Below are 20,605 nucleotides of genomic sequence, written 5' to 3'. Positions count from 1 at the left end.
TCCCGCGGAATACGCTCATTTGAGAAGCTCTAGTGGGCAAACGGAGAATATTTTCTTAACACTCGACGCCGTAAAGGCGGGATCGCCAATATACTTTTGAGGAGCAGGCGTCTGCTTATTTTGTACCTGAGTAAAAAATAACGATAGCGGTACATAAGGAGCCCCAGGATTGCTAAACCAATGATCATCATGAATTTTTTCATAACCTTTCCTCCTTCCGCTATATAGGTTGGCTGAATCCATCAGCGGCTATACGAGGAAGACGATAATCATGGCGAATAAGGGGGAAACAATGGTGCATGCCATGTTCACCTTATCATTGTCAAACCCCGGAACGCCCCGTACAATTCGGGTGGGGTGACCGCAATGGCTTTTTTCTTCCGTAAGGCTGTTGCAACGCACACATTGACGTTCTTCTTGAAGATATGCGCCAATGACCGTATCAGCCATTGCTCCTGCAAAACCGGCGATCCAAATCAATGACATCCAAGATCCTCCCAGAAGCAAAAGACTGCCGAAGATTGCGATGAGACCGCTTCCGAGAAAAGCAAACAACGTACCGATAGGAGAAATCGCCCCCGAGCGGCCGGCAGGCGTTCGTGTATTGATTCTGAGATGATAAGGGCGTCCGCCCCAGCGCTTGCCGCCTTCCGTTGCCCAAGTGTCACTGCCCGCAGCAGCGAGCGCGCTGATGAACATGATCCCGGTCAGTTCATCGTTCGCAAACAACAGTGCCGAGATAGCAAGGAGAGCCGCGACTCCGCCATTCGCGAACACTTGCCCGGCTGTGCGTCGTTCTTTTTCACGCTTAAATGTACGGGCCGGCAATCGGCCGAAGATCGTGCTACCGATGAAAAATAACGCCAGAATGATGAGGCCTTCGTAAGAAAAAGAAACCGCAATCGCGGCGCCGACAAGAAAAGCCGTCCAGGCACCGCCAACGGTTAGTGCTTGATACCGGTAGGCAAGGGAGGCAATAAAGGCAACACTGATAAGAAGGAGAACCGTCACGATGATCTCTCCGCTACTAAATGGTGAACGGGGATATCGTGGGACTCGATCGGCAAAGAGGGAAAAAGTTGAAAAGAAAAGGCAAGAGCGGCGGTCTTTCCTTGATAGTTTTTGAGATAACGATCATAGTAACCACCGCCAAACCCGACGCGATACCCTGCATGATCAAATGCCAAGCCCGGCACGATAACGAAGTCGATGGTTTCCTTTGCGATTTGTTCACATTGGGTTGGCACAGGCTCCTGAAGTCCGCGGGTCCCCTCCAACTCCATAAACGACGTAAGCTTAAAAAAATCCAACGTATGGCGCTCACGGTCTACTTTGGGGACAACGACCGTTTTCCCTGCCCGCCAGGCTTCCTCTATGATCGGTCTTGTCGGTACTTCTCGATATGTATCAATGGTTACGGCAACGATTTTCGCATGTTCCCAAAACGATTTTTGATATAATTGCCGATGCAACTTTCGGCCGCGTTGCTCTCGCTCCTGCCTCGTCAGTACGGAAAATTGTTCTCGTACATACGAACGAACCTCTGTCTTATTCATCACCTGCCGCCACCTCCCAACTTAAAACGCCTCGGTTTTTTATCCTATGATCTTAACGCGGTAAACATTGTTTCTTTATAAAGAAAAGTAAGCAGCATACTCATCTGCTGCTTACTTTGTTTCACGGTGAAGCGTATAACGGTTAAGACGTGGGCAAAATTTGTTTAGCTCCATACGCTCCGGATGGGTCCGTTTATTTTTCGATGAAATATAGTTTCTGTCTCCGGTTTCCGTACACGCAAGTGTTACTTGAACACGCATGGCTATCCCTCCTTATCTTTAAGCAATCGTACCTGATAATATTATCAGGTTTTTTTACATAAATCAACGCTTATATTCTTTTACGGGAGAAAAATAGGAAACAAGCCTTTATTCCAGATCATCATCCGGATCCCGGAAAATCTCATCATCGTCATCGGCTTCTTCCGGATCTGCTCCATCCGCTTGCATGTCAAAATAGGCATCGAGAGCATCACGAGTAATGCTGTTGGCCAGACCTGAATCTTCATCGCTCGTCGAGGTGTTCGGGACAATCACCGCGATCGCGACCTCGGGATCATCATGGGGAGCAAAAGCCACCATCGCCTGATTTTGAGCTTCTTGTCCATTAACACCGGTCTGAGCCGTTCCCGTTTTCCCCGCCGGATTATAGTCGGCACCGCTAAAATCACTGTATGCTGTGCCTCCATTTGACCCGCCTTGTTGCATCACTTGTCTCATGCCTTCCTGCATCCGTTCGAAATCCCCATCCGTATTACCCACAGAATTCATGACCTTGGGGCTAAATTGGCGAACGACCGAAGACGATTCATCATTGTCCGTGGCCGGATCGAGAATTTCTTTTACAAGTCTTGGCTTCAGACGATCACCGTCATTGGCTAATGTCGCGGCAAATTGAGCCATTTGTAACGGCGTATACGTATCAAACTGTCCAAAGCTCATATAGAGGAGGTTCTGGGGATTATCGTCTCCTGCCATCCCCGTCGATTCTGAAGGGAGATCAATGCCCGTTTCCACGCCGAGTCCGAATTGACGATAGTGGTTCCGCAGTACATTATAGGCCTGAGATGCTCCCGACCAATCGGTTCCACTCACGCCAAGTTGGTAATCGGCAAGTGCCATGGCTATTCTTGCCATATAGATGTTAGATGATTGCCGGATGGCGTCAATGTCATTCACATGGCCCAAATTTTGCCATGAAGAAATAGAAGGCGATTCGGGCAGATTAATCGGCGTATCATGATAGACCGTCCCATGATCAATAACGCCACTGCTATAACCGGCCAGCACCGTTGCCGGTTTAATCGTCGACCCAATTTCATACGCACTTTGAACGGTGCCGAGATGATCATCATACCCCGCCATCGCAAGAATCTCCCCCGTATCTGGCTCCATCATAACGGCATAGGCTTCGCGGTCATCTAGGAAGGTGCTCCCGCTCGTGCTTTCAATGTTATTGTCAATAACGTCCTCCACTTCTTGCTGCAAAGCCATGTCAATCGTTAAAACTAGATCGTTGCCTCGCTTCCCCGGATCCATTGATTCATTTCCGTCAGCATCGGTGGTTATTTCTGCTTTTTCTCCCCGTAACACACTTTCATATTCTTGTTCCAATTGACTTGTACCGACAATATCCGTTCGTTCGTAACCTTGGCCCAAGTACCGCTCCAGATCGTTGGAATGGATTTGTCCGGTCCCGCCAAACAATGTCGGGAAGCTGTCTCCGTATGGATACATGCGAACTGAATCACGCATGACGTCAATCCCCGGCAGTTCATGCATTAACTCGCTGACTGCATGGGCCGTACGCTCATCGATGCCTCTCGCAATCCGATGGGGGGAATAATTATACCCGCTCATCATCTCGGTCCAAATCGCCACGGTCTCCTGTTCTTCCTCGCTAAGGTCCTCGATGACTTGTTCCTCCGGTAGCCGCTCCAGCTGGAGTTCATAGATGTCGTCATCTTCCTCGAGCTGGGCTTCTTCCTCGTCGCTCACGAGCTCATCGGCCTCCTCATCCCTCGTTTGCAACCAATAGTCTTGCCACTCCCGTTCATTGATATCATCAATAGCTTCTTCACCAATATCCAAAAAATTAGTTAATCGCTCGGCAATCTCCAGCCTCTCTTCATCATTGCCGGGCCGATTCGTATACGTAAGCGTTAACTGCAATTCATTATCGACAACGGTGTTTCCGTTCCGATCAAACATTAACCCCCGCGGCGCGTCGACGTTCGCCGTCCGTTCCCCATCGTTATTGACCATTTCTTCATATTCTTCTCCCTGGACAATTTGTATATAGCCAAGGCGCAAGATCAAAATTGAAAATAAGATAAATACAGCAAAAAAAAGGATATTCAAACGTAACGGAATATGATTTTTCCGTTTTTCCTTTGCCATATGGTTTCTCCTCTCCTTACAAAAGCATGTGCCTTAGCGTTTTTTTTATTGTAGCATAGCCTCCCTTCGATGCACATGAGAAAAACTTCTCTTGTCGCCAAAAATGTCGAACGTCCACCTCTTTTTCTAATGGTAACTATGTTTGACGTTCTTGAGCGCCAAGGCTTTTGCTGGAATATTCGTCGTCCGGGAGCCTCCCCCCGTGAGGAGGAATGTGCCGGATGGCCAAGTATAGAAAAAGATGCCCGGCGCCAAAAACAAGCAATGTAAACAAAATTCCCTGTTTATCTCCCAGCACATGAATGAAGATCAAAAAACAGATGATGGAGACAGCTCGGCCTCCATTAACGAACCACTCCCTTACAATTAAATACTCCACACGCATCGAAGCCGCCTTATATGCTTTTCCGATGATATCATACGTCATCGACACAAACGGGACAAATATCAACGGATAGGCAGCTGAAATCACAATCCCATACATCATCAGGCGCATATATGTAGGGTCGGGAACGATAAAGAAAATGGCAACGTATAGCAGCAAAGAGCCGATAAAAATCGAACGCCTGCGCATACGGACAGGCAGAAAGCGCCCTACCGCAAAATAACAACAAAACGAAACGGCCGACGTAATTAAACCATAGGTGCCCAATGCCAATTCACTTTGCGTCGTCGTATAGACCCACAAAACGATTAAAAACGTAAAAACCCCTTCACGCAACCCTTGAAAAAAATGAGCATATAGGATACGGCGCCAATCCAAATCTTCATGGCGTCGCTGCCAAACTTTACTGATCCGGAAAATCCCCGCGGAGGAGCGCTTTTTAAATTTAAAACTGACAACCACCGCTGCAGCAAAAAACAACAGGGATACGGTAAAAATAGACTGATAGCCGCTGTATCCCGGGAACCAGGCAATAATGATTCCGGCAGTCATCGGGCCGATCATCCCGGCGAGCGATGTGAATAAACCAAGATAACCGTTGAAAACATCCCTTGTATCCGGTGAAGTTATTTCAAACGTGAGCACGTTAAAAGCAAGCCAGTATACACCAAAGCCCAACCCTAACAGCAACCCTAACAAAAAGAGTACATCCTCCACGCTCGTGCCGGCAAAAAGAACGGCAAAATAAAAAAGAGCAAGCAGCACAACACCGACTCTTAACACAATCGTTCGATCCATCCGTTTTACCAATCGACCCGCGTAAAAGAACGCCAAAGGCGAAACAAGGACCGTAGCCAATTGATAAAGGGCAATTGCCGTGATGCTCCCGGATTGTTTCCATATGTACACGTTGACAAATGTATTCGAAAGCGCCGTGCTTAAAGCGTATAAGCCACCGATCAATAGCAATAGTTTAAAATCTTTCGTTGCTTCCACATTTTCGGGAAGCAACCGTTTGAAAATCGCAGAGACCATCACACACACCTACCTCATCTACCGTTAGCATGTGCAATTACACGCGTGCTATTCCGCGATTTTTAGAAAACTTGGCTTTCGCCAAGCTTTTATGGCGAAAGCCTTAGTTGCACTTATGCAGGTAAGAAAGGTGATTTATTCTTTCTTACCTGCCATTAAAAATTCCCCCTGAAAAGAATTCCTTTTCAGGGGGAATTTTATTTCTTATGCTTCTTTGTAACGTCTTTCAACCTCGGGCCAATTCACAACATTCCAGAATGCTTTCACGTATTCCGGACGACGGTTTTGGTATTTGAGGTAATAGGCATGCTCCCAGACATCAATGCCGAGAATCGGTGTCTTCCCTTCGGTTAAAGGGGAATCCTGATTTAACGTATCCTGAATCGCAAGATTACCGCCATCGACGACGAGCCAAGCCCAACCTGAGCCAAAGCGACCAAGCGCGGCATTGGTAAATTCCTCTTGGAACTGATCAAAACTGCCCCACTTGTTTTCGATCGCGGACAACAGGTCACCGGATGGCTTGCCGCCTCCGTTTGGGGAAAGAATCGTCCAAAACAGCTTGTGGTTCGCATGGCCGCCGCCGTTGTTACGAACCGCCGTACGAATATTTTCGGGTACTTTATCTAAATTTGTCACCAAATCTTCAACGCTTTGGTTGGCGAGGTCATCATGACCGGAGAGTGCATCATTTAACTTTGTTACATAAGTATTATGGTGCTTGTCATGATGAATGTTCATCGTTTCTTCATCAATGTGTGGCTCCAATGCATCTGCTGCATATGGAAGATCCGGAAGTTGATAGTTAGCCATGTGAATCTCCTCCAATGTGTTAGTTTATTTACTCGCAGGGTAAACAACCTTTCTAAGGTACTCTACCCCGCTTCTATTAACTTTAAACCTATTCTATGTTTTTTACAAATATTTTCTTTCGAGCATAGGCTCTCAAGCGGGTTCAACAATAAAAAACCCCTTCAAGCCTCAGGGTTGTTTTTCTATATGGTGGACCCTGTAGGACTCGAACCTACGACCGGACGGTTATGAGCCGTCTGCTCTGACCAACTGAGCTAAGGGTCCTGGAATGGGGCGGTTGATGGGACTCGAACCCACGAATGCCGGAGCCACAATCCGGTGCGTTAACCTCTTCGCCACAACCGCCGTTCTGTTTGCAATGGTAGCGGCGGAGGGAATCGAACCCCCGACCTTACGGGTATGAACCGTACGCTCTAGCCAGCTGAGCTACACCGCCATCCTCATTCTATTTTTTTAAGACAATGGATAATATATCATAGAAACAGAAAGACAGCAAGCTTTTTTTGGCAGATAAGTAAGCATAAATCAACTTTCTTATCTGCATAAGTGCAACTAAGGCTTTCGCCATAAAAGCTTGGCGAAAACCAGTTTTCTAATACATTGCCCCTCATATCCACCAACTAAAACCAGCGAGCAATAGACCGATAAACAGAAAAATAAACTTGATGACTGCTCCCGCCAAATAGCCGATCAATGAACCTAATCCGATTTTCCCCAACGATTTGAGGTTATGCCCGCCGGCCGTCAATTCCCCGATGATAGCTCCGGCGATTGCCCCGATAATGATACCCAACACAGGGATTATAAAGGGCCCGACGATGAGCCCGATCATACTTCCCCACACCGCTGCTTTTGAGCCGCCGATACGTGTAATCCCATAATAACTCGTCATAAAGTCAACCACAAAAAGGAGGATAACAATAAGGGTTTGTCCAACCCAAAATGCAACCCCAAATTCCCCAAAACCTACGTACAACCCGAAAAAAACAATCGCGAAAATATAGGCGGGACCGCTCGGGATAATGGGATAGACTACCCCGATAACCGCAAGTGCATAGGCTACAAACGCCAACCCGATCCATAATACATCCATTGTCTCATCCCCTCTCCATGCGGTGTGCTGAGTTTCTTCGTTTCTTTACTCCCATTAAATCGGAGCGCTGTGATTTTCCAGCGAGGCGACTGTAAACGTCTATTGTTCATTCAAAACCGCTTGAGCAATATTAACCGAATGATCACCAATCCTCTCAAGGTTGCTGATAATATCGACAAAGATAACGCCCGCCGATCCGGAACAACGTCCGTCATTCATCCGCATGATGTGTTTCCTGCGTAATTTCCGTTCCATACGGTCGATTTCAGCTTCTTGTTTTTCCGTCGCCCGGGCTGCGTCCAAATCATGGTGCTCCATCGCATAGATGGCATCTTGAAGCGTATGAAGCGTGAGCGAAACCATTTCATCGAGATCCTCTTTTGCTTCTTCGGAAATCGTCACCTTGTTTCTCATTTGATAATCAACGAGTTCCATTATATTTTCAAAATGGTCACCGATTCTTTCGATGTCTCGAACGGTGTCAAAGAGCATGGTATGCACATAGGAATTCTCGGCAGATAAAGATCGATTGGAAATTTGCATCAAATAGCTCGTGATCTCATGATCCAAATTGTTAATGGCCGCCTCGTACTGGGTAGCTCGCTCGGCATTTTTGCGTTGATGCCGCTTGATGTACTTATTGACTTCATGCAGCCCCTGTTGTGCATAATCAGCCATGCGCAAAACTTCAGATCGAGCTTGTCCGAGGGCAATGGCCGGCGCGCGTTGAATAAATGATGGGTCCAAATGTTTTGCTTTATGGTCAATTTCCGTCCCTTTCCCGGGGATGAGCTTCGTTACAATCGTTGCCAATACTCCGATGAATGATACTTGAATAAGCAAGTTCGCGACGTTAAAAACTCCATGGGAAACAGCAATGGTCATTGGGGAGGCGAGATTAAAACTCTCCTCAATGACGGCTATTAATGCCGTAAACGGCTGTAATAAAATCAGTATGATCACAGCGCCGATTAAATTAAAAATAACGTGGCTAAGCGCTGCCCGCTTAGCGGCTACCGACGCACCGATGGAGGCCAAAACAGCCGTTATCGTCGTCCCAATGTTATCTCCAAACAATACGGGCAGTGCAGCGTTTAAACTAATCGCCCCCACGTCATAAAGCTGCTGCAACAACCCGATTGCCGCAGTCGAACTTTGGACGAGGACAGTAAAAGCAGCCCCGATAATAACCCCTAAAAGCGGATTATCACTCATGCTGATGGTAAGCTCCTCGAACGCCGGGTTGTCTCTTAGGGGATAAACTCCTTCACTCATCACCGTGAGGCCAAGAAACAAGGCACCAAACCCGAAAATCACTTGCCCATAGTTGGTAGCCGTACGATTTTTAAAGAAAAACAGCAAAAAAGTCCCGATAAAAATAATCGGTAGCGCGTAGTCCGTGATATCAATCCCGATAATGAATGCAGTAACCGTCGTCCCCACGTTTGCGCCCATAATAACGCCAATTGCCTGTCTCAATGTCATAAAACCAGCGTTCACAAGTCCGATGGTCAGTACAGTCGTACTCGTACTTGACTGTAATAAACCCGTCACCACAATTCCTACAATTACACCTTTGATCGGATTAGAGGTGAACCGATCCAACAACTCGCGCAAGCGGTCACCGGCGATTTTCGTAAGGCCGTCACTCATGTATTTAAGGCCAAACAGAAAGATCCCCAGCCCCCCCAAAAACATAAACAGGAGCTCTTGCAGGTCCAAAATCGCTCATCCCTTCAACAAGAAAAAATTAAAGCTATCGTAATGCTACCATTGTTCATCCTCATCTATTATTCATCAACTTCACACCTTTGTAAACAATAAGTTTCGATTTTCTGCTATAATCGACAACGTACGCATTGCTTTACCCTTACATAATAGAGGAGCGTCATCACTGTGAATGTATGGAAATCTTTTTTTTACAGTTTGTTTTCCCCGACGATGATCGGGCGTTTCCGGAGGCAAAAAATCGGCAGAACGATTTTGTATGTATTTCTGCTCGTGCTCATCACCAACATTCCCGCTGCCATTTCCATAAGTTCGTTCGCCGTCACCGCCGGCGACCGCCTACAACAAGTGCTCGCCGAGGATATTCCGGATTACGAAGTGGCATCGGAAACATTGGCCGTTGAAGATGGAGAAACGCCGTTTTCGGCCCATATCGATGATACCCTGGTCATCCTTGATGATTCGGGAGAAGTAACCCCGAGCGATTTCGAGGGCGAAGCAAACGTCACCGCCCTGTTGGAGGATCGCGCCTTCATGGTCGCCGATGGGGAGGTAGAGCAAATGGAGTATGGAGCATTTAGCTTCACGAAGTCTGAACTTCAGGAAGCGACCGGAAGTTTTTTGGAACTCCTGCCCGCGTTTATTGCTTTAATCTTAATCCTTTTATATTTGTTTGCCTCGGGGATGAAGTTTATCGGTGTGTTCGCGATCTCGGGTATAGGGTTGTTGCTTAAAAGGATTTATCCCGCCCGTTTGCAGTATCGCCATCTTTGGGTGATGAGCGCTTATATCGCCACGCTGCCCTCGGTAGCCGGAACGTTTCTTGACGTCTTTGGCCACAATGGCGACTTCTTGTTCTTCATCTATTGGCTGCTCGTAATCGGGATATCCATTCTTGTCTTTCGCACGCTTCCAAGACCAAAACCTCGCGTTCGGGCAGAATGACAACGTGCGGCCACCTAGACACACACCAAAAATTCTGGGTGTGCGAATTTAAAAGTAACATCAAAGAAGGCAAAAGCATACAAAAAACAATCAATCTTATTTTTCCCACAAAGCAAAAAGCGCCCTCATTTTCAGGGCGCTTTTACTGACCTTACGTATTCTTGGGTTGGGGGCTTACAACAATTCTGGTGCCGTCCACCGATGTCACCCTAACTGTCGTATTTTTTTCCAACCATGATGCTCCCGTTGTAGCACTGTACGCTTGCCCTTCGATTTCAATCGTGCCGATCGGGCGAAAATCCGTCAGTGCTATGCCTTCTTTTCCAATCAATTCACTATATCCTTCATTCATGGAATTGTAACCTTCTTCACTCGACATTGTTTCTTTCAACGTCATTTTTGACCACAATTCACGACGCGGGAATACTTTCGTAAAGAAAAAGGACGCTAACGCCCCCAACATCACCGCGAATCCGACGAGAAACGCGTACATTAAACCCGGGGCGGGAACCGTCAGTCCGATAATCATTAAGACGGCGCCGACAAATGACAATGTACCATCCCCGAGTACTTTGCCGTCAATTACGATCGATATCAAACCAGCCGCATAAAGAATGATCACCCACAACCCCGACGCATCTCCGATATGATGAGCAAAATAAAGCGTAATCAATGCAAATCCGATAATTCCGAATATCCCTTTTGCTTTTACAAGCAATTCCCCGAAAAATAACATCGTTGCCAAAAAAACGACGAGAAAGCCGAAAATTTCAATATCAAGCCACTCCATCGATTGAGCACTCCTTCCCCAAATCCGGTTCTCCCTGTACGTTCGCGAGATGAGCATCTATCTATATTGTAGCAGAAGTTCTTCTCTTATAAAACGCTTTAATATGGGAGCGGGCATTAATATGAAGCAAAACGAAACTCACGATCATTTATTATCGTGAGTTTCATCAGCTATTTATTTAAGAGCCTGACTCCGAGCCGCTGCCTTCAAACCAACCGCGGACCGTATCGATCAATTCACTGAAAAAATCAAGAATCGATTGGACGAACCCTTGTGCTTCCTCCGAACTCACCCACTCATCGATATTATCCCGTATTTGAGAAATTTGATTTTGCACGTGATCCCAATCGATATCGAGGTCTTGCATTCGTTCAAACAAGGACACAAGTCCGTCCATTTCCTCATCCGTTAACGTGATGCCAATCTCATCGGCGATGCGCTCGATGAGGTTTCGCAAGTCTTCTTCCGTTTCCACATCTTCTTCCCCGATCGCTTCTTTAATTCTCGCCATTAATTCCGTTGCTTCTTCTGTCCCGTGATTTTCACTAAGTTCACCGGTCTTTACGAGCTCTTCGTTGGCCACCCGTTTTTGATCTTCGGGAATATCTACGTCTGTTTCGATTTCATAAGCTTTGATGAGACCTGTTAACGCCCCGGTACCGGAAACTTCAAACGGTGCGGTGACGTATATATCGGCATCTTCAACGCCTGCGGTGACGAGCGCATTTGCGTACATGCCTTCAGTTACATAATTAATCCGGTTTGTCTCTACATCAATGCCTGTTCCCGCTTCCGCTATCGTGATTTGCGAAGAAGAGATGGCGTTACTTCCGATTTCAGCGGCAGGGATATACTCTCCCAAATAGTCATGCTCTTCCTCGTTTGTCACTTCTATAATTGTATCCTGTTCACCGCCATCCATTTCCGATAAAACCGTTTCTCTTTCTTCATCACTTAAATCTTCGCCAAGGGTAATAATAATATCACCCGGCGCCGCGTCGGCAGCTGCGCTAGATGGTGAGGACATAACACCTGCGCCTATCAATACGGACACTGTTACCCCTGCAACGATTTTTTTCATTTTTTGCTCCCCCTCATCATGTCTTCCCCCTTTTTCTTACCACATACAAACCGAAAAGAAAAGCCAATTAGAGAGTTTTTGTTATTTTATCAGCATTTTTTCAAGGGACAAGCATACCGTTTTAATAGAGGAGGTATTTTTCATGAAAAAATGGATTTGGATTCTCGCGATTGCTACCGTTGCGTTTGCCATATATTATGACGTCTCCCGCGGCACGCTTCCGGTCGCTGATTCATCACCGGAAACGGCTAACGAAACAGTGGAAGTTACGGAAACGCATTTTGACCACACCGTCGACGTTGAAATTGAAGCAGGCCAAACGGTGTTGACCATTGTTGAGCAACTTCATGATGTAGGCATGCCGATGAAGATGGAAGCCATCAAAAATGATTTTCAGTACTTAAATGAAGGTCAACCGCCCGAGCAGTTACGCGAGGGTCAAGTGTATACGTTCCCTCTTTATGAAGGCTAGTTTTGCCCCGAATACTTGCCAGTTTTACCGCTTTGTTGCTACAATAATATATGTGCACAACATAAATGAGCCGAGTACGTTTTTCTATAAAATAAGCTCATGTAAAGGGGCGGAAAGCGAATATGAGCGAAATGATCCACCGAACGAAAACGAGGCCGGTTCGTGTCGGCAACCTAGTCATTGGCGGTAGTGATGAAGTTATCATTCAAAGCATGACGACAACGAAGACAGAGGATGTCGAAGCGACGGTTGAAGAGATCTTGCGTCTTGAAGAAGCAGGGTGCCATATCGTTCGGGTGGCTTGTCCTAACGATAAAGCTGCGGATGCACTTCCCGAGATTAAATCACGCATCAACATCCCCCTGGTCGTTGATATTCACTTTGATCACCGTAAAGCGCTGAAAGCCATCGAAGCCGGTGCAGATAAAATCCGGATCAACCCGGGAAACATCGGATCGCGTGAAAAAGTCGAGATGGTGGTCGAAGCTGCCAAAGAAAAAGGGGTTCCCATACGCATCGGCGTAAATGCCGGATCACTTGAACGTCATCTTCTTGAGAAATATGGCTACCCTACCGCCGATGCAATGGTCGAGAGTGCCCTGCATCATATCGCGATCCTGGAAGAGTTGGATTTTCATGACATTATCGTCTCCATGAAAGCATCCAATGTGGACCTGGCGATTGAAGCCTATACAAAAGCTGCGCAAGCCTTTAGTTACCCTCTTCATTTGGGTATCACCGAATCCGGGACATTATTTGCCGGTACGGTAAAAAGCGCTGCCGGCCTAGGAGCGCTTTTGGATAAAGGCATCGGAAATACGATGCGCATATCGCTCAGCGCCGATCCTGTCGAGGAAGTAAAAGTCGCACGCGAACTGACAAAAACATTCGGTCTTGCTTCAGATGCGGCCACATTAATCGCTTGCCCGACGTGCGGGCGGATTGAAATTGATCTCATCAGCATCGCCAACGACGTCGAAGATTACATCGCCCAAATTAAGGCTCCGATCAAAGTCGCCGTCCTCGGCTGTGCCGTTAACGGCCCCGGAGAGGCTCGGGAAGCGGATATCGGCATCGCCGGGGCAAAAGGAGAAGGACTCCTTTTCCGCCATGGAGAAATTATTCGAAAAGTCCCCGAAGAGACGATGGTCGATGAGCTGAAAAAAGAAGTCGATAAATTGGCGGAAGAACATTACGCCAAACTTGAAGAAGCAGAGACTTCTCAATAAAGGTCTTCCCTATCGCTTCTCACCCGAAAACGACAACGGCCCGCTCGCGATTACGAGCGGGCCGTTGGTTGTTACAGTCACATAAAAGGTGCGAAAAAAACGGACACGAGGATAGACACAGCCCCGATACCGATGGCCCACCAACCAAGTGCAGAAGCACCTTTTTGACGAGCGAAAAAGCCGGTAATGATCCCTGCTGCACCCAAAATGACCGGCAAGAAAAAGAGCGATACAAGCGAAATAATAATCGCAGCTGTACCTAATCCCATCCCTAGGGAATCGTCATTGACTGTCGGCTCTTCTCCTTGCATAGGTTCATCTGATTGATCCGAGGCTTGATTCGTCTGCCCGGCATCCACGCTCGGGGAAGCGATTTCTGTTGAGGTTTCTTCCAAATACTCCCCATTATAACTTTCGATGAGCGGGTCAACCATCACGGGTCTTTCTTCCAGTCGATCTTCCTCGTTCGTCTCTCCCCGATCCGGCTGCTGACGCTCACGGCCTTCGTCCGCCAACCTGATCTCCCCCTTACCCGGTTTGATCCCCGGGTATTTATAGTTTGGCTGGCAAGACCGTGAATTATCGGATGAAAGTATTGGTTAATGCGTCATTTTTATCTGAATGCCGTAAAGTGCCACTTGGTTTAGATCCATGCTGACCTTTCCAACCTTTCCATGGCGAGCTTGACTCTTTCGAGCGTCATGAACGTTGGCAAGGCATGCAATAACCAAAAATTTCAAATTTGTGGCTCGTTATTTTAAAATCATCCGCGCTTGCTTGAAAGTGTTCCATCGGACAAACAGGAATATGCTTCGTTTTTCCACACGTTAAACAAATCATGTGATGATGATGATCTTCCTCACAACTAAGACGAAAACGCTTCTCTCCCTCCCATTCACTGGCTTCCAAAATCCCTAAGTCAGCGAATAAGGAAAGATTACGATAGACCGTATCGAAGCTAAGCCCTTCATACCGTTCTTGCATGAACGTGAGCACTTCTTTGGCCGGTACGTAACCCTTTTGCTCATCCAAAAACCCAATAATTTCTTTGCGTTTGTCTGTGTATTTATACCCTCGCTCTTTTAACGTTTTTATCGCCTTCCGTGCATCCATGTCAACTCTCCTTTCTAAGTGTGGAAAGTGGGGAGGGAGACGTTTGTTTTCCCATTTTTTTCACCCCAAGGCTGAAGAGTAAGATGGTAACAGCCACCACTACGATGACTCCCCCGGGAGCCAAATCCAGATAAAATCCGAAAATGATTCCTGCCAGCACAGCAACTTCCCCAAAAAGTGCCGAGTAAAAAAACATCTGTTTGAAACTCTTTGCCCATTGCATAGCAGCGGCGACCGGGAGGGTCATCAAAGCAGAAACGAGTAAAATCCCTACGATCCTCATCGCCGCGGAAATGACAAGCGCCACGAGAAGCATAAAAACAACATCCAGCCATTTGCCCGGCAACCCGGAGACCATCGCCTGCTCTTCATCAAAAGAGAGGAAAAACCACTCTTTATAAAAAAGGATCAAAAGCAAAATGACGATCCCAGTGACTACCAAAATCGTATAAAAATCCGTACGGCCAACCGCGGCAACACTTCCGAATAAATATGCGAACAAGTCCGTATTAAATCCATCTGCAATCGAGATAAATACAACGCCAAGACCAATCCCCGCCGACATAATAATCGGGATCGCCACCTCTTTGAAATGGCTATACACTTTGCGCAACTGATTGATCAACAACGCTCCCGCCAGCGCAAACACCATCCCCATATATAACGGATCAATGTCTGCCAGCGTGACAAAAAACGATGCCAACAAAAAATGAAAGGCAATGCCGGTCAGCGTAATGTGAGACAGAGCATCCGCCACGAGCGACATCCGTTTAACGACGAGAAATACCCCGAGTAACGGGGCGGCCAAGCCAACCATCATCCCGGAAAATAATGCTTGACGAAGAAAGTCATAGTGAAAAAATACGTCGATCATTGGGTGAGCTCCCCATGTTCATGCACGAGATGTTGGACATCATAGCCATACAGCGTAGAAAAATCCGGATTTTCCTCAAATTCTTCTTTGCTGCCGTGAAAATGCAAGCGTTGATTCAAGCATGCAATGTCCGAGACGTAACGAGTCATCGTACCGACATCATGGCTTACAAGGAGGAGGGTAAGTCCGTGCTCTCGATTAAGTTCCGCTAATAAATCATAAAACCGTTGAGCGGCATTGGCATCAACGCCAACCGTCGGTTCGTCGAGGATGAGCAATTCCGGGTTGCTGACAAGCGCTCGAGCGATAAATACGCGTTGTTGCTGCCCTCCCGATAAACGTCCGATCGGTTGCTTTGTATAGCTTTTCATTCCGACAGTGTCCAGCGCTTCATATACACGTTTCCGATCCTTTTTTCCAAGAAAACGAAATAAGCCGACCGGTCCAAACAAACCCATGGACACTACTTCGAAGACCGTGGCAGGAAACCCGGCGTTGAAACGATTGGCTTTTTGTGATACATACCCGACTTTTTCCCAATTGGAAAACTTGCGGACGTCGGTGTCAAAAAGACGAACGGTGCCTATTTGCGGTTTCAAAAGACCGAGCATCAAACGAATCAATGTCGATTTTCCGGAACCATTCGGCCCGACAAGCCCGAGAAAAGTGCCCGGCTGTACCGTCAAGCTCACATTATCCAAGACCGGAGAGCGTTCATAACGATAAGTTATGTGTTGAATATTAATAACAGATTTTTGTTGATCCATGAAAGGACCTCCATCCCAAAGACATTATGCTAAAACAGAATGATTACGATTAATATTTTTTAGTATAGCGCATCTTTGTTTGTTTGTAAATGAAGGATCCTTTGAAACGGAATGGAGCTGATAAGTCGTTTTCACACGATCGACCACAGGCTCCATCAACAAAAATAGACCGTACATGGCTTTCATACGGTCTATGGAAAAGGCAGGGTGATGATGATGGCTGTCCCCTTATTTTTTTCACTTTCCACATGAAAAGTGCCATGATGGTCTTCAATAATTTTTTTGGACAGGGAAATGCCAATGCCCGTTCCTTTATCTTTGCTCGTATTAAAAGGCTCGCCAATTTTATCCAGAATCTCTTCAGGAATTCCCGGCCCATTATCCTTGACGGTGATTTCGTAGTCCTCTGGATGCTCACATGTGATCAAAGAAAAAACTTTATGTTGTTCCTGCGTATACGCTTCCATTGAGTTGCGCAACAAATTTAAAATCACCTGTTTAATCATGGTTTCATTCATCTTAAGTAACCGCTCGGTTTTGGCAATGCTTGCCTCGAAATGTACATTGTTTAACAAGCATTCCGAACGAATGATGTCTTCTACCGTATCGATCACTTCCATCGGAGATAAAGCATGTACATCGAATTTTTTTCTTGATATTGACAAAAAATTTTCCAATATTTTGTTCATCCGATCCACTTCGCCAAAAATGGTTTTGGCGTATTTTTCAAAGCTATTCGTCAGTTCCGATAATTGCAAGAAACCGCGAATGACGGAAAGAGGATTGCGAAGCTCATGGGCGACCCCGGCAGCAAGGTGGGAGACGGATTCCATTTGCTGTTTATACTGAAGCAATTGTTCATATTTTATATCCGTACTTTCATCAAAGAGAAGCCCGATCACTTCCTCGCTCGCGGGCACATATACGGCTAAACTTCTAAATAAACGCCCGGCTTCCCGGTCTTCTTCCAATTGCTCGCTTATCGATTGAGAGCGAAAGGCTTCCTTCACTGCTTTGTAGATGCAAGCCCCCGCCTCCGATTCCAACCGTAAACGCTCAAACCCAAGTTCGGCAATTGTTCCTTGCTCCAGTTTCGGCAGGGCAAACTCTAGGAATGTCCTATTCTTTTCGATTATTTTCAATTCGGCGTTTACTTTTATAAACCCTAATGGCAATCGATTTGTAAAATCCCCCATGACTTCCTTGGAGTGGAAAGGACGCTCTGTTCCGGTTAAATAAAAACGTTCATTTCGATAAATTCCGCGATAAAAAACGGAATGATCGACCCCGTCGATGACATGAATAAAAGTCCTTTCACAACGTTGGCCCATCTCCTCCATTTCCTTAAAAAAAGACATGCCCCGCATCCATTCAGCTTTATGTAAAGTGGAAAAAAAATTCGAGATCGTGGATAGCAGGCCTGTCGCTACTTCATTTTTATATAAAATCGTTCCATCTTTTTTTAAAACAAATCGAATTTCCTGGCTCACATCATCAAAAATATCCATTTGTCCAACGATGCTTTGATTCGGGGAAAAAACGTCCATCACCGCCTTCGATAACCATCATTTTCCTACATTGTACTAAAACCTCTCATCCATGCATAGTGTTTATATAAAAAATCGCTCTCCAAACTTCGCACATTTCATAGTATTTCCCGCATATTCTACAACGTGATGGGTATGGATGTGTCGATTAAAAACCAGTTTATCAGTTAGGGTTTGATTAGAATGACTAAAGGAGGGGAATCACATTGAATTTTCAAATGGTTCAGCAGTATGTAAAAAACATGCCTCCGCATCAATTAAAAGCGCTTGCCCACAGTAAAGGTTTCTTCCTCACCGATGATGAAGTCCAAAAACTTGTACACCTCATTCAAACCGAACATGTGGATTTCACTGATCAAGCCTCGGTTGTTGCATTTATAAACGAAGTAGAAAAAACAACATCGCAAGCACACGCGATGTTGCTTCATGATCTTTACCAAAAGTATGGAGGCCTTTTGCGTCCATAAGCGGGCAAATCTACCAGTGCGTGGTCGAAAGTAGCGGTGCCATTTTACGCACCGTTCCTTTCTATTGTTGGGTTAACTTTTCTTTCATCTCCGGATCATGGGACTTCTCCCGAAGCATTATAATTTCATGCTTATAGGGAGGTTTTTTATTTTTCTTGTCCTCTCCCACATAAGGTGTTTCCAAAATTTTTGGAACGTCTGCCAATGATTCATGATGGACAATGTTATTTAGAGCTTCAAAGCCGATATGCCCAAAGCCGATGTTTTCGTGGCGATCTTTTCGTGCTCCTTGCGGATTTTTACTGTCATTCATGTGAAGCACTTTCAAGCGGTCGAGGCCGATCGTTTTCTCAAAATCGTCCATCACGCCGTCGAAATCATTAATGATATCGTAGCCGGCATCATGGGTATGGCAGGTGTCAAAACAAACCGATAGTTTTTCATTGTGGGTGACTCCATCAATAATTTGTGCCAATTCATCAAATGTGCGTCCGCATTCGGAACCTTTCCCGGCCATTGTTTCCAACGCGATTTGCACGTTTTGTTCCTTGGTAATGACTTCATTGAGGCCTTCGATGATTTTGGCGATGCCTTTATCCGATCCTTCTCCAACGTGGGAACCGGGGTGAAGAACAATTTGGCTTGCGCCGATGGCTTCCGTCCGCTCAATTTCAGAGCGCAAGAAGCGAACCCCGAGGTCGAAGGTTTCCGGTTTTTGTGTGTTGGCGATATTGATGATGTACGGCGCGTGAACAACCACTTTTTCAATGCCATTTTCTTTCATGTGCGCGTTGCCTGCTTCGATATTTAAGTCTTCAATTGCTTTTCTTCGTGTATTCTGGGGAGCTCCTGTATAAATCATTAACGCTGTCGCTCCGTATCCTGCCGCTTCTTCGCTTGACGTAAGCAACATTTTTTTTCCGCTCATGGATACATGGGAGCCAAGATAACGTGGAGTGTCACTCATTTTCTTCTTCTCCTCCTCTTTTTCTCACCTGGTTTGATTTTTTTCGGCTTATGGGACGGGTTTCTTTGCTTTTGTTGTGGACGAACACGTTGCCTTCCCGGTGCGTAACCACTGCCCAACTGATCAATTTCCAGCCATTCCCCTTTTTTAATATCCAAATACTGAAAGGTGAACCGGTGTTTTTGCAATTGGTGAAGCGCCGGATAGTCTTCTTTGGAAACAATCGTGAAAACTTCACCGGAGGCCCCTGCTCGCGCCGTACGCCCTGACCGATGCAAATAGTAGTCTAAATCCTGCGGCAATTGCAGATTGATAATATGGGAAACCCCTTTAATGTCCATCCCGCGTGCCGCGATATCGGTACAAATCACATAAGGAACGGCCGCGCGCTCAATATTCCGCATCGCTCGTTTACGCGCGCGCGGAGAGAGGTCTCCATGCATGCACTCGGTTTGTAGCCCGTGCGCGATAAATTGATCCGTTAATGCTTCCGCTTCTTTTTTCGTATTTACAAATATCAAGCATAGATACGGACGCAACAGAGCGGCCATCTCCACCGCCAATTGTTGGCGTCCACGGCTCCTTAACGGAATAAGATAATGGGTCAACTTTTCGGGTGCTGGTTGTTCCGGTTTCACATGCACATGACGCGGCTGATTCATGTATTTTTTTAAAAAAGGTTGAAGGCGTTGCGGAATGCTGGCGGAAAAAACGAGCATTTGCAGCGCTTCCGGCATACGGGCGGCCACTTGATCCAGGGATTCCAAAAAGCCCATTTCTAACATTTGGTCTGCCTCATCAATGACAAGCGTACGTACATGATGAACATCAAGGGCATTTTCCTTTATCACAAGGTCATGTAACCTCCCCGGTGTTGCAATGACAACATGCGGGGGCTTTTTAAGGTTCGCCATGTTCCGTTCTTTATCCGTTCCGCCAATGACGCGCCGGATACGAATTTCTTCCATACCACTGTCTCTCATGCATTTATGAAAAACTTGATAAAGCTGTTCGGCCAATTCTCTCGTGGGGGCAGCCACAATGGCCTGTACACGAGGGATATCCGGGTGGATCTTCGATAACATCGGCAAGGCAAACGCAAGTGTTTTCCCGGTACCCGTTTGCGACTGACCGATCACATCTTTCCCCCTCAGTATAGGAGGAATAAGCCGTTCTTGAATTTCCGTTGGCCGGTCAATGTCTTCGGCTCGCAAATGTTTTATCAAACGTGCGTCAATTTCCAGGCGGCTAAATCCCGACATCTCACTTCACACCCCTAACTTCTCACTTCTAGTATGAACGGGCACGTGCGCATTTTCATATTCTATCACAAAAAGAGTGTT

General features: G+C 46.4%; 22 protein-coding genes and 3 tRNA genes. 4 read left to right on the top strand and 21 right to left on the bottom strand.

From position 1 onward, the window contains the following. Nucleotides 1-29: 29 nt before the first annotated feature. The 12 genes from yqgO to DT065_RS00910 all read right to left on the bottom strand — a co-directional run bounded on the left by yqgO (nucleotide 30) and on the right by DT065_RS00910 (nucleotide 9,004). A complete protein-coding gene (gene yqgO / locus DT065_RS18685; RefSeq protein ID WP_160112341.1) occupies nucleotides 30-203 on the bottom strand; it encodes a protein YqgO in 174 nt (57 codons plus the stop codon). Nucleotides 204-249: 46 nt separating this feature from the next. After that, nucleotides 250-1,011, bottom strand: a complete 762-nt coding sequence (locus tag DT065_RS00960) for a DUF92 domain-containing protein (protein WP_160112340.1) — start codon at nucleotides 1,009-1,011, stop codon at nucleotides 250-252. Beyond that, a complete protein-coding gene (locus DT065_RS00955) occupies nucleotides 1,008-1,556 on the bottom strand; it encodes a 5-formyltetrahydrofolate cyclo-ligase (protein WP_114370070.1) in 549 nt (182 codons plus the stop codon). Before DT065_RS00955 ends, DT065_RS00960 begins: the two co-directional genes overlap by 4 nt. Before the next feature lie 111 nt (nucleotides 1,557-1,667). Then, nucleotides 1,668-1,817 (bottom strand): 50S ribosomal protein L33, encoded by a 150-nt coding sequence (gene rpmG, locus DT065_RS00950; protein ID WP_114370068.1) that lies wholly within the window; start codon nucleotides 1,815-1,817, stop codon nucleotides 1,668-1,670. A 108-nt stretch (nucleotides 1,818-1,925) separates the two neighbouring features. Next, nucleotides 1,926-3,956 (bottom strand): peptidoglycan D,D-transpeptidase FtsI family protein, encoded by a 2,031-nt coding sequence (locus tag DT065_RS00945; RefSeq protein ID WP_114370067.1) that lies wholly within the window; start codon nucleotides 3,954-3,956, stop codon nucleotides 1,926-1,928. A 136-nt stretch (nucleotides 3,957-4,092) separates the two neighbouring features. Beyond that, nucleotides 4,093-5,376: an MFS transporter gene (locus tag DT065_RS00940; RefSeq protein ID WP_114370065.1), complete on the bottom strand. Its 1,284-nt coding sequence runs from the start codon at nucleotides 5,374-5,376 to the stop codon at nucleotides 4,093-4,095. Between the two features lie 204 nt (nucleotides 5,377-5,580). After that, complete coding sequence (locus DT065_RS00935) at nucleotides 5,581-6,189, bottom strand: superoxide dismutase (protein ID WP_114370063.1); 609 nt, start codon at nucleotides 6,187-6,189, stop codon at nucleotides 5,581-5,583. A 187-nt stretch (nucleotides 6,190-6,376) separates the two neighbouring features. After that, nucleotides 6,377-6,453, bottom strand: a tRNA-Ile gene (locus DT065_RS00930). Between the two features lie 5 nt (nucleotides 6,454-6,458). Continuing rightward, nucleotides 6,459-6,534, bottom strand: a tRNA-His gene (locus tag DT065_RS00925). 14 nt (nucleotides 6,535-6,548) lie between these two features. Further along, nucleotides 6,549-6,625, bottom strand: a tRNA-Met gene (locus DT065_RS00920). 171 nt (nucleotides 6,626-6,796) lie between these two features. Beyond that, nucleotides 6,797-7,282 carry a DUF456 domain-containing protein gene (locus DT065_RS00915; RefSeq protein WP_114370061.1) on the bottom strand — a complete coding sequence of 162 codons (486 nt, stop codon included), beginning with the start codon at nucleotides 7,280-7,282 and terminating at the stop codon, nucleotides 6,797-6,799. A gap of 99 nt (nucleotides 7,283-7,381) precedes the next feature. Beyond that, nucleotides 7,382-9,004: a Na/Pi cotransporter family protein gene (locus DT065_RS00910; RefSeq protein ID WP_227002683.1), complete on the bottom strand. Its 1,623-nt coding sequence runs from the start codon at nucleotides 9,002-9,004 to the stop codon at nucleotides 7,382-7,384. Between the two features lie 174 nt (nucleotides 9,005-9,178). On the opposite strand from DT065_RS00910, the gene DT065_RS00905 reads away from it, so the two are divergent. Further along, entirely contained in the window at nucleotides 9,179-9,955 is a 777-nt protein-coding gene (locus DT065_RS00905; RefSeq protein ID WP_114370059.1) for a DUF1189 domain-containing protein, read from the top strand. Between the two features lie 151 nt (nucleotides 9,956-10,106). On the opposite strand, the gene DT065_RS00900 is transcribed toward DT065_RS00905, so the two are convergent. Both DT065_RS00900 and DT065_RS00895 read right to left on the bottom strand, forming a co-directional pair. Then, nucleotides 10,107-10,745, bottom strand: a complete 639-nt coding sequence (locus tag DT065_RS00900) for an NfeD family protein (RefSeq protein WP_114370057.1) — start codon at nucleotides 10,743-10,745, stop codon at nucleotides 10,107-10,109. 178 nt (nucleotides 10,746-10,923) lie between these two features. After that, the gene (locus DT065_RS00895) at nucleotides 10,924-11,826 is read right to left on the bottom strand and encodes a DUF1002 domain-containing protein (protein WP_114370054.1); all 903 of its coding nucleotides are present in this window, start codon (nucleotides 11,824-11,826) and stop codon (nucleotides 10,924-10,926) included. A gap of 142 nt (nucleotides 11,827-11,968) precedes the next feature. On the opposite strand from DT065_RS00895, the gene yqfZ reads away from it, so the two are divergent. Together yqfZ and ispG are read left to right on the top strand one after the other, a co-directional pair. Continuing rightward, on the top strand, nucleotides 11,969-12,298 hold the full coding sequence (gene yqfZ, locus DT065_RS00890) for a protein YqfZ (RefSeq protein ID WP_114370052.1): 330 nt from the start codon (nucleotides 11,969-11,971) through the stop codon (nucleotides 12,296-12,298). A gap of 122 nt (nucleotides 12,299-12,420) precedes the next feature. Continuing rightward, complete coding sequence (gene ispG, locus DT065_RS00885; RefSeq protein ID WP_114370051.1) at nucleotides 12,421-13,527, top strand: flavodoxin-dependent (E)-4-hydroxy-3-methylbut-2-enyl-diphosphate synthase; 1,107 nt, start codon at nucleotides 12,421-12,423, stop codon at nucleotides 13,525-13,527. Nucleotides 13,528-13,604: 77 nt separating this feature from the next. Here ispG and DT065_RS00880 read toward each other — a convergent pair whose 3' ends face one another. The 5 genes from DT065_RS00880 to DT065_RS00860 form a co-directional block, all read right to left on the bottom strand. Next, complete coding sequence (locus DT065_RS00880; RefSeq protein WP_227002682.1) at nucleotides 13,605-14,042, bottom strand: hypothetical protein; 438 nt, start codon at nucleotides 14,040-14,042, stop codon at nucleotides 13,605-13,607. A gap of 184 nt (nucleotides 14,043-14,226) precedes the next feature. Beyond that, nucleotides 14,227-14,640, bottom strand: a complete 414-nt coding sequence (locus DT065_RS00875; RefSeq protein WP_114370049.1) for a Fur family transcriptional regulator — start codon at nucleotides 14,638-14,640, stop codon at nucleotides 14,227-14,229. A gap of 1 nt (nucleotide 14,641) precedes the next feature. Further along, the gene (locus DT065_RS00870) at nucleotides 14,642-15,514 is read right to left on the bottom strand and encodes a metal ABC transporter permease (RefSeq protein ID WP_114370047.1); all 873 of its coding nucleotides are present in this window, start codon (nucleotides 15,512-15,514) and stop codon (nucleotides 14,642-14,644) included. Beyond that, nucleotides 15,511-16,281 carry a metal ABC transporter ATP-binding protein gene (locus DT065_RS00865; protein ID WP_114370045.1) on the bottom strand — a complete coding sequence of 257 codons (771 nt, stop codon included), beginning with the start codon at nucleotides 16,279-16,281 and terminating at the stop codon, nucleotides 15,511-15,513. The genes DT065_RS00870 and DT065_RS00865 overlap by 4 nt, the downstream gene beginning before the upstream one ends. Nucleotides 16,282-16,472: 191 nt before the next feature. Continuing rightward, nucleotides 16,473-17,828 (bottom strand): two-component system sensor histidine kinase NtrB, encoded by a 1,356-nt coding sequence (locus DT065_RS00860; protein WP_114370044.1) that lies wholly within the window; start codon nucleotides 17,826-17,828, stop codon nucleotides 16,473-16,475. A 206-nt stretch (nucleotides 17,829-18,034) separates the two neighbouring features. Here DT065_RS00860 and DT065_RS00855 point away from each other — a divergent pair, with 206 nt between their 5' ends. Next, nucleotides 18,035-18,295, top strand: a complete 261-nt coding sequence (locus tag DT065_RS00855) for a DUF2624 family protein (protein ID WP_114370042.1) — start codon at nucleotides 18,035-18,037, stop codon at nucleotides 18,293-18,295. A 61-nt stretch (nucleotides 18,296-18,356) separates the two neighbouring features. Here the strand turns inward: DT065_RS00855 and DT065_RS00850 are convergent, their stop codons facing one another. Both DT065_RS00850 and DT065_RS00845 read right to left on the bottom strand, forming a co-directional pair. Continuing rightward, on the bottom strand, nucleotides 18,357-19,262 hold the full coding sequence (locus DT065_RS00850; RefSeq protein WP_114370040.1) for a deoxyribonuclease IV: 906 nt from the start codon (nucleotides 19,260-19,262) through the stop codon (nucleotides 18,357-18,359). Continuing rightward, nucleotides 19,259-20,524, bottom strand: a complete 1,266-nt coding sequence (locus DT065_RS00845; RefSeq protein ID WP_114370038.1) for a DEAD/DEAH box helicase — start codon at nucleotides 20,522-20,524, stop codon at nucleotides 19,259-19,261. The genes DT065_RS00850 and DT065_RS00845 overlap by 4 nt, the downstream gene beginning before the upstream one ends. Between the last annotated feature and the right edge of the window lie 81 nt (nucleotides 20,525-20,605).

This window comes from Salicibibacter kimchii, from assembly GCF_003336365.1.
Classification (GTDB): Bacteria; Bacillota; Bacilli; order Bacillales; family Marinococcaceae; genus Salicibibacter; species Salicibibacter kimchii.
The sequence above is the reverse complement of the archived record's forward strand: the minus strand, read 5'-3'. Positions and strand labels throughout refer to the sequence as shown.